Here is a 12,108-nt window from a genome sequence, read left to right as displayed (position 1 = left end):
ATGTGGACACTTATGAAAACGTTGCGAAGAAGCACGTATAATTAGTTAGATAGATTATAGATAATTGTAGTAGCAGTATAAATTAGGAGGATATCATTTGAAATTTGAAGAATTAGGATTAGTACCAGAATTATTATCAACAATTAAAAGCGCGGGGTTTGAAGAAGCAACGCCAGTACAAGCGGGAACTATCCCACTAGCATTAGCAGGAAAAGACGTAATTGGTCAGGCACAAACAGGAACTGGTAAAACAGCAGCCTTTGGTTTACCAATGTTACAAAAAATTGATCCAAGCAAACGCATGGTTCAAGGTTTAGTTATTGCCCCAACTCGTGAATTAGCTATTCAAACACAAGAAGAATTATTCCGTTTAGGTAAAGATAAACGTATTCGTGTTCAAGCAGTTTATGGTGGAGCTGACATTGGTCGTCAAATCCGTACTTTAAAAGACGGTCCACATATTGTTGTGGGGACACCTGGTCGTTTAATTGATCATATTAACCGTAAAACATTAAAATTAGAAACAGTTGAAACATTAGTTTTAGATGAAGCAGATGAAATGTTAAATATGGGCTTCTTGGAAGATATTGAAACAATTATTTCTAAAGTACCAGCTACAAGACAAACCTTATTATTCTCAGCAACAATGCCAGATCCAATCAAACGTATTGGGGTTAAGTTTATGAAAGACCCAGAGCATGTTGCGATTAAAAATAAAGAAATGACAGCGAATTTAATTGATCAATACTACGTTCGTAGTAAAGATTTTGAAAAATTTGACATCATGACACGCTTATTAGATGTTCAAACGCCAGAATTAACAATTGTTTTTGGTCGGACAAAACGTCGTGTTGATGAATTAGCCCGTGGTTTAGAGTTACGTGGTTATAAAGCAGAAGGTATTCATGGCGATTTATCTCAACAAAAACGTATGAGTGTCCTACGTGCCTTTAAAGGTGGACAATTAGATATTTTAGTGGCAACAGATGTAGCCGCTCGTGGATTAGATATTTCAGGCGTGACGCATGTCTACAACTATGATATTCCACAAGATCCAGAAAGCTATGTTCACCGTATTGGTCGTACGGGTCGTGCTGGTAAAGAAGGTTTGTCAGTAACCTTTGTAACACCGAATGAAATGAGCTATCTAAATGTTATTGAAAACTTAACTAAGAAAAAAATGACACCTTTACGCCCACCTTCACAAAAAGAAGCAATGGCTGGTCAAATCGGCGCTGCGATTGAAACAATCGAAAGTCAATTTGAAGGTGCTAACTTAGAAGAATATTCAGCAGCAACTGCTGATTTAGTTGGTAAATACTCAGCAGAAGAATTAGCAGCAATGCTTATTAAGTCTGTTGCGAAAGAAAGTTCTGCTGAAGTTCCAGTTAAAATCACACCTGAACGTCCATTACCTGGTGGTAAAGGTCGTGGCGGTAACCGTAGTGGAAATCGCAATGGTGGCGGTAATCGTGGTGGAAATCGCAGTGGCGGTGGACGTCGTGATGGCAACCGTAGTGGCGGTGGACGTCGTGAGGGTGCTAGCCGTGGTGGTGAACGTCGTGATGGCGCTGGCCGTGATGGTGAACGTCGTGATACTGGTAAACGTCGTAGCGGCAGCTGGGATAACAAAAACAAAGGCAGCCAAAATAAAAAATCTGATTTTAAAGGGCAAGAAGGCGCAAAAAAATCTAGTCCGAAAAAAAGTAAACGTGACTTTGTAATCAGAACAAGCAATAAATAAAAATAGAAAGAGAGAAAAGCTTAGGCTCTTCTCTCTTTTTTTATAAGTGATGATGAGAGGAGCAATAAGATGATCTATGGGATTGGTGTTGACATTGTGGAGACAGAGCGTATTCAAGAAATAATTTTAAAAAATCCAAAATTCATTTCTCGGGTGCTAACTCAAAAAGAACAAGCGTGTTTTGTAAGCTTGAAAGGACGGCGTCAAGTTGAATACTTAGGTGGGAGATTTGCTTGTAAAGAGGCCTTTTCAAAAGCTTTTGGAACAGGAATAGGGAAGGTAGGCTTACAAGATATTGAAATTCTTTCTTTAGCAACGGGACAGCCGATTGTCACCAACTCTCCTTTTGATGGCAACATATTTGTTTCTATTTCTCACACAGATAGTTGTATAATTGGTCAAATTGTTTTGGAAACAAAGTAAAATAAAAAAGAGCTACGACACTTAGTGTGTGTTAGCTCTTTTCTTTATCTAAAAAACTGATCTTCTTTATATGTTTAATTGGGATCATATGGATATTATTATTAGTTGTGCTAGTCAAAATAACCATTTCATTTTTGCGAGGGTTGTGTTTAACGTGTCCGGTAATAGTTTCAATTGGCTGAGTGCTATCATGTGATCGACTGATTTGTAAAACAACGAAAGCTTGTTGTTTACAAGCATCAGCAATTTGTTCTAACAGAATTGTTTGAGCCTTTTTTTCTTTACTAGTATCATCTAGAAAGGCGGAGAGCAATTTTTGCGAAGAGTCAGAAATAATTTTAGTTAGTTGCTTCATACTAGTAATAGGGTTTTCTTTAGCCACTTAACTCATCCTCCATCATGATAAATTTGTTCTTTAGTTTATTATACAGAATAGTTATTTCATAAGTCAACTTTTAAAAAAGTTCACGTACTTGCTAATAGATGAGAAAATAACAATGGTCTAGGTAGAATGAGTGAATATGTAAGACCTCTTTTCAGAATTTATTCAGATTTAAAGATATGATATACTAGATATTATTGAATAGTTAGCAGGAGGAATTAAAAATGAGGCTTGTACGAGTAAGTCAAAGAAATTATAAAGAGTTGGAGACAAGCCTAGTCACATATCGTCAGTTGTTACCATTTTATGCCGTTCATTCTGTTGCGAAACAGCAATTTTTAGACGAGTTATTATCTGTCACCCATCGATGTGTTGGACTTGAAGATCAAGGACGTTTAGTCGCCTTAATTAGTTATCGGTCTAGTTCAAAAAAACTTGAAATTTCTAACTTATTATTAGTGACGAATCAAGTTTCTAAGAAACGAGGCTTCCATTTCTGGGTGAAGTGGTTAGAAAAATTGGCAAAATTTGAGAGAAAAGTAGTGATCAGTATTTCGCTAAATGTTTGGGATCAATTAATTGTTGATAAGTTATCGAATGAGGGCTATCAACAAGTTGAGGTGACAGGTAAGATCGGGTATTTTATCAAACAATTAACTTACAAAACAGGACTAGTTTTAGCTGGTGGCGGTGCTAGAGGCGCTTACCAAGTAGGGGTTTGGAGGGCATTGAACGAGTTGAATGTTCACTATGATGTGATTTGTGGGACGTCTGTCGGGGCACTCAATGGGGGCTTGATTTTACAGGGAGATTTTGATGTTGCTGAAAAAATGTGGCAAGAAATTGACACAGGTAAAATCTTAAATTATCCAGGTAGTCAGTCTGAAGCAAGTTTTTCTATGCACCAAGCCTTTAAAGATGTTCAAAAATTAGCAACATCAGCGATTAGTTCTCAAGGCGTTAATACAGATCCACTCAAAAATATTATTAATGAGTTACTTGATGAAAAGTTAATGCATCAAAAGAAACAAGAGCTTTTTATTTGTACAACACAATTACCTCAAATGAAAGAAGTTGTTGTTTCGTTAGCAGAAACGCCAAAGGGACAATTTCATCACTGGCTATTAGCTTCGTCCTCTTTTTTTCCAGCGATGGAAGCTGCTAAGATTGATGAGAGTTATTATGTTGATGGAGGTTACCGTAATAATGTTCCAGTTGATGTAGCTTTGGCGCATGGGGCAACGGAGTTGCTAGTGATTGACGTTAAAGGTCCAGGGATTACTAAACCAGTCACAATTTCTTCAGATATTCCTGTCAGAGAGATTAGTAGTCCATGGAATTTAGGAACGGTCTTATTATTTAACGGTGCGCGTTCAACGTTCAATCTAAAATTGGGTTATCTTGAAACACTGAAAAATTATGGAGAGTATATTGGATATTGGCATACATTTGCTCACCATTTCTCTGATCAAGAATTGCTTGATTGGGGAATATATGTTGAGAATGTATTAGCAGAAGAAGGATTAACATTTGCAAATACTAGTTTAATTAAAGAAAAAATAAAAAAAGAATTATTAGCTAAAACGCGTAGATTATATAGTGAGTGGACCAGTGAAGAAACAATGTATTTATATCTCTTAGAGCTAATAGCAAAAGTTTTAGGGATTAAGCCAACAGATTTGTATACGATCCCTTCGTTAATTAAAAAAATAAAAAAACAATTAACGATTGATACTTGGCAAGATGATGAGTCAGAGACAATGTTGTTATCTGTTAACGAGTGGCTAAAACGCTATGTAGAAGAGTTACCTTTGCCAACTGAAAAGCAACAAGTACGTTACCTTTATACCAAGTTAAGGCTGGGTAAGGAACAGATCAATGTAAGTAAACTAACTGGCAATGCGCTGATCGTTTATTTGGCGGCAAAAATGATGCAGGAATTAGCTAAAACGGATCAAAAATTAGAGGAGGAATAACAAATGGCACAAGAATTTAGTTATGAGATTATTGAAGAGATTGTTGTTTTAGGTGAAAATGCCAAAGGATGGCGAAAGGAATTGAACTTGGTCAGTTGGAATGGTCGTCCGCCAAAATTTGACTTACGTGACTGGGCACCAGATCATGAGAAGATGGCAAAAGGAATTACCTTAACAAATGAAGAATTTGGTAAGTTAAAAAAAGCCTTGACTGAGATGGATTATTAATAAATGAATAGAAGGTGTAGATCATGAAGAGTATGACGGGATTTGGTAAACATACGGATGAACAAGATACCTATCAAGTAGCAGTTGAGATTAAATCAGTAAATCATCGCTTTTTAGACAGTCAAATCAAGTTGCCAGCTGAGTACAACCACTTAGAGTTAGTGATCAGACAAGCTATTAAAGCCAAATTAGCTCGTGGACGGGTTGAATGTTTTGTGACGGTTAGACAAGAGAGTAGTGGTCAAAAAGAAGTAGCGGTGAATTGGGAGCTATTAGATAGTTTGTTAGTACAGCTTGAATGTTTAGAAGAAAAAAATGAGGCATTCAAGTCACTTGATACTAATCAAATTGTGACAGGTCTAGCCAGACATCAGGACTTCTTTGAGGTACATGAAAAAAGAATAGAGCTTGAAGACATTGACAGTGTCATCCAACAAACACTTCTTGTAGCATTAGCCAAATTAGAGGAGTCTAGGGCGAAAGAAGGGAGACTGATTAAAGACGTTTTGGAGAACTACAACAACGAGTTTCTGTCTTCTATCAAAGAAGTCCAAGTTTTGTCAGAGCTTTTTGCCTCAGAACATTCTGAGCGTCTCTCAAACAAACTAACCGAGTTACTAGAGGGACAATTGGATGAAGGGCGTATTTTGACAGAGGTTGCTTTATTAGTTGATCGAGCTGATATTTCCGAAGAGTTAGAGCGATTAGTGATTCACAATCAAAATTTAGGAACACTTTTAAAGAAAGAGCAGGCAGTCGGTCGTGAGTTAGACTTTTTGATTCAAGAGATGAACAGAGAAGTGAATACGATTGGGTCTAAAACAAGTGAGATTAAAATCAAAGAATTAGTTGTCCAAATGAAGGTGATACTAGAAAAAATCCGCGAACAAATCCAAAATATTGAATAATATGAAAATATGACAAGATTTAAGCGGGAAAGTATCGAAAAAACTTGAACAACGTGCTAAAATGTCATAAACTAATTAGATACATTAGATAGTTGAAAGGGACGACATGATGACAGAACGAGGGTTGTTAATTGTTTTATCTGGTCCGTCAGGAGTAGGTAAAGGAACAGTTAGAAAAGCGATATTTGAAAGTGAAGGAACTGATTTTGAATATTCTATTTCAATGACAACACGCAATATGCGTGAAGGAGAAGTAGAAGGTGTTGATTATTTTTTTAGAACCAGAGAAGAGTTCGAAGAATTAATTGCAGCAGGACAGATGCTGGAGTATGCTGAGTATGCGGGAAATTATTACGGGACACCGTTAACGTATGTAAATGATACTTTGGATCAAGGTAAGGATGTCTTTTTAGAAATTGAAGTTCAGGGTGCCATGAAAGTGAAAGAAAAAGTTGCCGATGGCGTCTTTATTTTCTTAACACCGCCAGATTTAACAGAGTTGAAATCACGTATTGTTGGTCGTGGAACAGATGAGTTATCAGTGATTGAAGAGCGCATGGAAATTGCTAAAGCTGAAATTGATATGATGAGTCACTATGATTATGCTGTAGTTAATGATAAAGTAGAGTTAGCAGTAGACCGTATTAAAGAAATTATTAACAGTGAACACTTGCGTGTTGCGCGTGTGATTCATCGTTATATAAAAATGATTAAGGAGTTGTAGCCATTATGATGCTAAAACCGTCAATTGACTCATTATTAGAAAAAGTAAATTCAAAATATTCATTAGTTATTCTTGCAAGCAAACGTGCACATGAATTAGAAGAAGGTGCAACGCCAATGTTAGATTCGTTTGATTCTGTCAAACGTGTGGGGCAAGCTTTAGAAGAAATTGATGCTGGAGATGTTGTAATCGATCCTAATCCAGAGCTAAAGAGAGCGTTATTAAAACGTAAAGAAGAAGAAGAGCAAGCTGTGCGAGATCGTGAAAAAGCAGAGTTAGAAGCTAAAATCAAATTAGACCAAGTTTAATAAGATAAATAAACAGGACAAGCATATTGCTCGTTCTGTTTTTCTTCTTTGTAGAATAAATTATTAAGAATGTTAAAGGCGAAGGTGTGTTAAAGACAAAAACATTTTTTTTTAGTAAACTATTACTAGTAGAGAACTGTCAAAGAAAGAGAGAGGGGGAGAATCAGATGGTTTATGTAGCAGAAGTAATTGTTGATGTCCCGGCTATGCAAACAGATTTTCCATATACCTATCTAATACCAACAGAGTTTGGTGATAAAATTCAAGAAGGTATGCGTGTAGAGGTTCCTTTTGGAAAGGGAAACCGTCATGTACAAGGATTTGTGACAAAAATTAATTACTACGAATCGTTGGCAGAGCTAGCCGAATTTGACATGAAGGAAATAGTGGCACTGCTAGATTTATCACCCGTCTTGAATCCAGAGTTATTGAGTTTGGCCGATGAGATGAAGGAAAAAACCTATTCATTTAAAATTACTTGTCTACAGACAATGTTACCTAGCGTTATGCGAGCTGCCTATCAGAAATGGCTGGTATTAACAGATGAGGTTTCGGATGATATTTTGTATGGTATTTTTAAAGGACAAGATGAGATAACTTGGGAAGAAGCTATAGCCTCAGGACAGCTAGGACAATTGTTAAAACTTCGACAACAAAACAGTCTTGATGTACGTTATGAAGTGAGGAAGCGAAATCGGAGCAAGGTCATTCAAGCCTTTCGTTCACGATTAAGTTTCGAACGTGCTGAAGAAGAACGTCAAACCTTAAGGAAAGGTTCTAAACAAAAAGAAGCGTTGTTATTACTTTTGCAAAAGGCAACAGACACTCAATATTGGACGATCAAACAAGTTCAAGAAGAAATTGGAATCAATCGTAGTACGGTCAAAGCAGGAGAGAAAAATGGTTGGTTAGAAATATTTGAACTAGAAATTCAACGTGATCCGTATGCAGGCAGAGAATTTGAAACAGAGACAGATAAAGTTTTAAATAAGGAACAACAGTTGGCGTATGATACTATTACAGAATCAATGGCGACACAACAAGAAGATGTTTTTTTACTACAAGGGATTACAGGTAGTGGAAAAACTGAAGTTTATTTACAAGTAATAGCTGAAGCGCTAAAATTTGATAAAACTGGTATAATGTTGGTACCTGAAATATCATTGACCCCCCAAACTGTCCAACGATTTAAAAGTCGATTTGGAGATGAGGTAGCGGTTCTTCATAGTGGTTTGTCAACGGGTGAAAAATATGATGAATGGCGTAAGATTGAACGAAAAGAAGCACGAGTTGTTGTTGGAGCTAGATCAGCTATTTTTGCCCCACTTGAAAATATCGGCGTTATTATTATTGATGAGGAGCATGAAACAAGCTATAAGCAAGATGAAACACCAAGATACCATGCTAGAGATCTAGCTATTTGGCGAAGTCGCTATCATCATTGCCCAGTTGTTTTGGGAAGTGCGACCCCTTCCCTCGAGTCTAGAGCTCGTGCTCAAAAAGGTGTTTATCGTTTGTTAAAACTTAATCAGCGAGCTAATCCAACGGCGCAATTACCTACGATTAAGGTAGTTGATTTGCGTCATGAAGTCACACATGGTAACATGCAGACTTTTTCGAATCCTTTATTAGAAAAAATAGCGGATCGTTTAACTAAGAAAGAACAAACAGTGTTGATGCTAAATCGTCGTGGCTATTCTTCCTTTGTCATGTGTCGCGAGTGTGGCTTTGTTTTACCTTGTCCTAATTGTGACATATCACTGACCCTTCATATGGACACAAAAAAAATGAAGTGTCATTATTGTGGGCATGAAGAAGGGATTCCGCACAGTTGCCAGTCTTGCGGGAGTAAAAAAATTCGTTATTTTGGAACAGGAACACAGAAAGTAGAAGAAGAGTTACAGCAGTTATTTCCTGAAAGTCGTATTTTGCGAATGGATGTGGATACGACGAGGAAAAAAGGGGCTCACGAACGGTTACTTAAACAATTTGGTGCAGGTGAGGCTGATATTTTATTAGGAACCCAAATGATTGCTAAAGGGTTAGATTTTCCAAATGTGACTTTAGTAGGTGTCCTAAATGCCGATACTGCCCTTAATTTACCTGATTTTAGATCAGCTGAAAAAACGTTTCAGTTACTTACTCAAGTTAGTGGTCGTGCAGGTCGAGCTGAAAAAAAAGGTGAAGTTCTGATTCAGACCTTTAACCCACAACATTATGCGATTCAGTTAGCCCAAGGCCAAAACTATGAACAGTTTTATCAACGAGAGATGCAAACAAGATATCAAGGGAATTATCCACCATTTTATTATACCGTTCAATTGACAGCGAGTCATGAAGAGGAAAATTTAGCAGCTAAGAAGATGTATGAAATAGTAAAGAAATTACAACAGGTATTATCAAACAATTGTATTATTTTGGGCCCAACGCCTAAGGCTGTTATGCGTGTAAATAATCGGTATTTTTATCAAGTTGTTTTAAAATACAAACAAGAACCAGGCTTGAGTCAGGTTTTAAAGGAAATCTTAATGGAGTCACAATTGGCAATGCGTCAAGGGTTAAAAATAACTATTGATGTTGAGCCACAGAGCTTTGTTTAAGAGAAAAGAGGAAAAAATGCGTTATCCAATAGTGATTCACCCAAATGAGATTTTAGAGAAAAAAACAGTAGAAGTAACTGAAATTACTGATGAATTAGTTAAAATGTTAGACGACATGCGTGAGACGATGATTGCTCATGACGGAATTGGTATTGCAGCCCCACAAATTGGTAAGAATTTACGTGTGGCTCTTGTGGAGATAGACGAGGAGAGTGGGTTATTTGAAATGATTAACCCAGAGATTATCTCAGGAAAAGGGAGTGACATTGATGTGGAAGGTTGCTTGAGTTTCCCAAATATCTACGGAACAGTAGAGCGCTACAAAGAAATTGTTGTTCGTTATTTTGATCGCGAGGGTGAAGAATATGAAGTGACAGCTACTGAATATTTCGCTCGTGCGATTCAACATGAAGTAGAACATTTAGACGGGAAATTATTCATCGATAAAATTATTGACCGAATCTCACCAGAAGATTTAGATAACTACATGGAGGAACACCAAAATGACTAAAGTAATATTTATGGGAACACCAGCTTTTTCAGTGCCAATTTTAGAAGGATTGTTAGAAAATGGTTACGAGGTTTTAGCTGTTGTCACACAACCTGATCGCCCAGTAGGACGAAAAAAAATCTTAACGCCACCTCCTGTTAAAGAAGCGGCAGTGAAACATAATTTAGAAGTATTACAACCAGAAAAAATTTCAGGTTCTAAAGAGATGGAACGTGTTATTTCTTTAGAAGCAGATATTATCGTAACAGCAGCCTTTGGACAATTTTTACCAGAAAAATTATTACAAGCGCCCAAGCATGGCGCAGTAAATGTTCATGCGTCACTATTACCGAAGTATCGTGGTGGGGCACCAGTTCATTATTCTATTATTAATGGAGATGAAAAAACAGGTGTGACAATCATGGAAATGATTAAAAAGATGGATGCCGGAGATATTATTCGTCAAGAAGCATTGCCGATTGAAACAACGGATGATGTGGGAAGTATGTTTGATAAACTCAGTGTCTTAGGACGTGATCTATTATTAGCAACCTTGCCTGAGTATTTAGCTGGTAAAATCACTCCTCAAAAACAAGATGAGTCGCTAGTTACTTTTTCACCAAATATAACTCGAGAAGAAGAGGCGATTGATTGGGAAAAATCAGCAACAGCGATTGCTAATCAGGTTCGAGGAATGCACCCTTGGCCTGTAGCCTACACTATGTTTGAAGACAAACGTTGGAAACTTTATCAGGTTTCGGTGAAGGAAGGTCAAACGACAGCAAAACCAGGGACAATTATTAGTGTGGATAAAAAAGAATTGACAGTGGCTTGTGGACAAGGAACGATTCTATCAATTGATTGTTTACAACCAGCAGGTAAAGGGAAACTATCGGCAGCAGAATTTTTAAATGGAACAGGTAAAAATCTAGAGATTGGCAATCAGGTGAAATAAAATGGCAAAAAGAATTCCGGTTAAAATTAAACGTAGTCCACGCTTTGTCGCGATGAACTTACTAACTAAGGTTGAAACCCAACAGGCGTATTCCAACTTGGTCATTAATCAAGCAATGAATGAAGCACAATTAAGCGAAAAAGACGGACGCTTATTAACAGAAATTGTCTACGGTACGATTAGTCGTAAATTAACATTAGAATTTTATTTAGCACCCTTCATTGAAAAAGCGAAAAAAGTAGACCCTTGGGTCCGTCAATTACTACTTTTATCACTTTATCAATTAGAGTATTTGGATAGAGTGCCAGCTCATGCTATTGTAGATGAGGCAGTTGAAATAGCTAAAGTCCGCGGTAACATTGGTGCAAGTAAATTTGTTAATGGTGTCTTACGCACCATTCAGCGTGAAGGAGTTCCTAGTTTAGAGACAGTTACTGATTCGATTGAACGTTTATCAATTGAAATTAGTATGCCACGTTGGTTGACAGAAAAATTTATTGCCGATATTGGTTTAGAGGAAACAAGAGCGCTAGGTCTTTCTTTATTTGAACCGAGTCGTGTTAGCGCCAGGGTCAATACAGCTCTTGTTAGTCGAGAAGAAGCGATTGAAAGTGTATCTGACGATGGGATTGAAGTGGAAGAAAGTAAGCTTTCACCTGTTGGTATTACAGGAAAAAAAGGCTTTTTAGCAGGCAGTTGGTTATTTAAAGAAGGTAAGTTAACTATTCAAGATGAAACGTCTATGTTAGTAGCTCCAAGTTTACAAATTGAGCCGTCACATCAAGTACTAGATGCTTGTGCTGCTCCAGGTGGTAAAAGTACCCATATGGCTACTTACATTGATGAGACCTTAGGAGGTAAAATTACGGCACTGGATATTCATAAGCATAAAGTTAAATTGATTAATGACAATGCAGAACGTCTACATGTAGCTGAGCGAATTGATGCCATGATTTTAGATGCTCGTAAAGTGGATGAAACGTTTGCAGATAACTCATTTGATCGCATATTGGCGGATGTTCCTTGTTCTGGTTTAGGTTTATTAAGACGTAAACCAGATATTAAATACAGTAAAAAAGCGAGCGATTTTGCTAATTTACCAAGTATCCAGTTAGGTATCTTGGAAAGCTTAGTGCCCAAATTAAAAGTTGGGGGGATTATGACGTATAGTACCTGTACGGTATCTAAAGAAGAAAATCAGGCAGTAGTTCAAACATTTTTAGAGAAATATCCTGAGTTTGAAGCGATTGATGTAATGGGTTGTGACGATTTACAGGCAACAGACGGACTGCCATCTGTTACTATTTATCCTCATCACTATCAAACGGATGGCTTTTTCATCTGCTGTTTAAGACGCAAAGCTTAAACAA

Annotated in this window: 12 protein-coding genes; 11 read left to right on the top strand and 1 reads right to left on the bottom strand. The window is 37.2% G+C overall.

Features of this window, described 5'->3' with window-relative positions:
- Positions 1-97 precede the first annotated feature (97 nt).
- Together cshA and acpS are read left to right on the top strand one after the other, a co-directional pair.
- Positions 98-1,744 (top strand): degradosome RNA helicase CshA, encoded by a 1,647-nt coding sequence (gene cshA, locus OL234_RS09490; protein WP_275468985.1) that lies wholly within the window; start codon positions 98-100, stop codon positions 1,742-1,744.
- Positions 1,745-1,813: 69 nt separating this feature from the next.
- Positions 1,814-2,167: a holo-ACP synthase gene (gene acpS, locus OL234_RS09485; protein WP_275468984.1), complete on the top strand. Its 354-nt coding sequence runs from the start codon at positions 1,814-1,816 to the stop codon at positions 2,165-2,167.
- 31 nt (positions 2,168-2,198) lie between these two features.
- On the opposite strand, the gene OL234_RS09480 is transcribed toward acpS, so the two are convergent.
- Complete coding sequence (locus OL234_RS09480; protein WP_275468983.1) at positions 2,199-2,549, bottom strand: hypothetical protein; 351 nt, start codon at positions 2,547-2,549, stop codon at positions 2,199-2,201.
- Between the two features lie 224 nt (positions 2,550-2,773).
- Here OL234_RS09480 and OL234_RS09475 point away from each other — a divergent pair, with 224 nt between their 5' ends.
- From OL234_RS09475 to rsmB, 9 genes are all read left to right on the top strand, one after another.
- A complete protein-coding gene (locus tag OL234_RS09475) occupies positions 2,774-4,525 on the top strand; it encodes a patatin-like phospholipase family protein (RefSeq protein WP_275468982.1) in 1,752 nt (583 codons plus the stop codon).
- A gap of 3 nt (positions 4,526-4,528) precedes the next feature.
- Positions 4,529-4,753 carry a YdbC family protein gene (locus OL234_RS09470; protein ID WP_275468981.1) on the top strand — a complete coding sequence of 75 codons (225 nt, stop codon included), beginning with the start codon at positions 4,529-4,531 and terminating at the stop codon, positions 4,751-4,753.
- A gap of 23 nt (positions 4,754-4,776) precedes the next feature.
- Positions 4,777-5,661 carry a YicC/YloC family endoribonuclease gene (locus OL234_RS09465; RefSeq protein ID WP_275468980.1) on the top strand — a complete coding sequence of 295 codons (885 nt, stop codon included), beginning with the start codon at positions 4,777-4,779 and terminating at the stop codon, positions 5,659-5,661.
- A 109-nt stretch (positions 5,662-5,770) separates the two neighbouring features.
- Entirely contained in the window at positions 5,771-6,385 is a 615-nt protein-coding gene (gene gmk / locus OL234_RS09460) for a guanylate kinase (RefSeq protein ID WP_275470148.1), read from the top strand.
- A gap of 5 nt (positions 6,386-6,390) precedes the next feature.
- Complete coding sequence (rpoZ, locus tag OL234_RS09455; RefSeq protein ID WP_275468979.1) at positions 6,391-6,693, top strand: DNA-directed RNA polymerase subunit omega; 303 nt, start codon at positions 6,391-6,393, stop codon at positions 6,691-6,693.
- Between the two features lie 167 nt (positions 6,694-6,860).
- A complete protein-coding gene (priA, locus tag OL234_RS09450) occupies positions 6,861-9,293 on the top strand; it encodes a primosomal protein N' (RefSeq protein WP_275468978.1) in 2,433 nt (810 codons plus the stop codon).
- Positions 9,294-9,309: 16 nt separating this feature from the next.
- Positions 9,310-9,804 carry a peptide deformylase gene (gene def, locus OL234_RS09445; protein ID WP_275468977.1) on the top strand — a complete coding sequence of 165 codons (495 nt, stop codon included), beginning with the start codon at positions 9,310-9,312 and terminating at the stop codon, positions 9,802-9,804.
- Positions 9,797-10,738: a methionyl-tRNA formyltransferase gene (gene fmt / locus OL234_RS09440; protein ID WP_275468976.1), complete on the top strand. Its 942-nt coding sequence runs from the start codon at positions 9,797-9,799 to the stop codon at positions 10,736-10,738. Before def ends, fmt begins: the two co-directional genes overlap by 8 nt.
- A gap of 1 nt (position 10,739) precedes the next feature.
- The gene (gene rsmB, locus OL234_RS09435) at positions 10,740-12,104 is read left to right on the top strand and encodes a 16S rRNA (cytosine(967)-C(5))-methyltransferase RsmB (protein WP_275468975.1); all 1,365 of its coding nucleotides are present in this window, start codon (positions 10,740-10,742) and stop codon (positions 12,102-12,104) included.
- The last annotated feature ends 4 nt before the right edge of the window (positions 12,105-12,108 follow it).

The organism is Vagococcus intermedius, from assembly GCF_029144185.1.
Classification (GTDB): Bacteria; Bacillota; Bacilli; order Lactobacillales; family Vagococcaceae; genus Vagococcus_D; species Vagococcus_D intermedius.
The sequence above is the reverse complement of the archived record's forward strand: the minus strand, read 5'-3'. Positions and strand labels throughout refer to the sequence as shown.

Bases quoted from the DNA above. Each gene is read 5' to 3' on its own strand.
- acpS (WP_275468984.1), top strand. From the start codon at position 1,814: ATGATCTATGGGATTGGTGTTGACATTGTGGAGACAGAGCGTATTCAA.
- OL234_RS09475 (WP_275468982.1), top strand. From the start codon at position 2,774: ATGAGGCTTGTACGAGTAAGTCAAAGAAATTATAAAGAGTTGGAGACA.
- OL234_RS09470 (WP_275468981.1), top strand. From the start codon at position 4,529: ATGGCACAAGAATTTAGTTATGAGATTATTGAAGAGATTGTTGTTTTA.
- OL234_RS09465 (WP_275468980.1), top strand. From the start codon at position 4,777: ATGAAGAGTATGACGGGATTTGGTAAACATACGGATGAACAAGATACC.
- gmk (WP_275470148.1), top strand. From the start codon at position 5,771: ATGACAGAACGAGGGTTGTTAATTGTTTTATCTGGTCCGTCAGGAGTA.
- rpoZ (WP_275468979.1), top strand. From the start codon at position 6,391: ATGATGCTAAAACCGTCAATTGACTCATTATTAGAAAAAGTAAATTCA.
- priA (WP_275468978.1), top strand. From the start codon at position 6,861: ATGGTTTATGTAGCAGAAGTAATTGTTGATGTCCCGGCTATGCAAACA.
- def (WP_275468977.1), top strand. From the start codon at position 9,310: ATGCGTTATCCAATAGTGATTCACCCAAATGAGATTTTAGAGAAAAAA.
- fmt (WP_275468976.1), top strand. From the start codon at position 9,797: ATGACTAAAGTAATATTTATGGGAACACCAGCTTTTTCAGTGCCAATT.
- rsmB (WP_275468975.1), top strand. From the start codon at position 10,740: ATGGCAAAAAGAATTCCGGTTAAAATTAAACGTAGTCCACGCTTTGTC.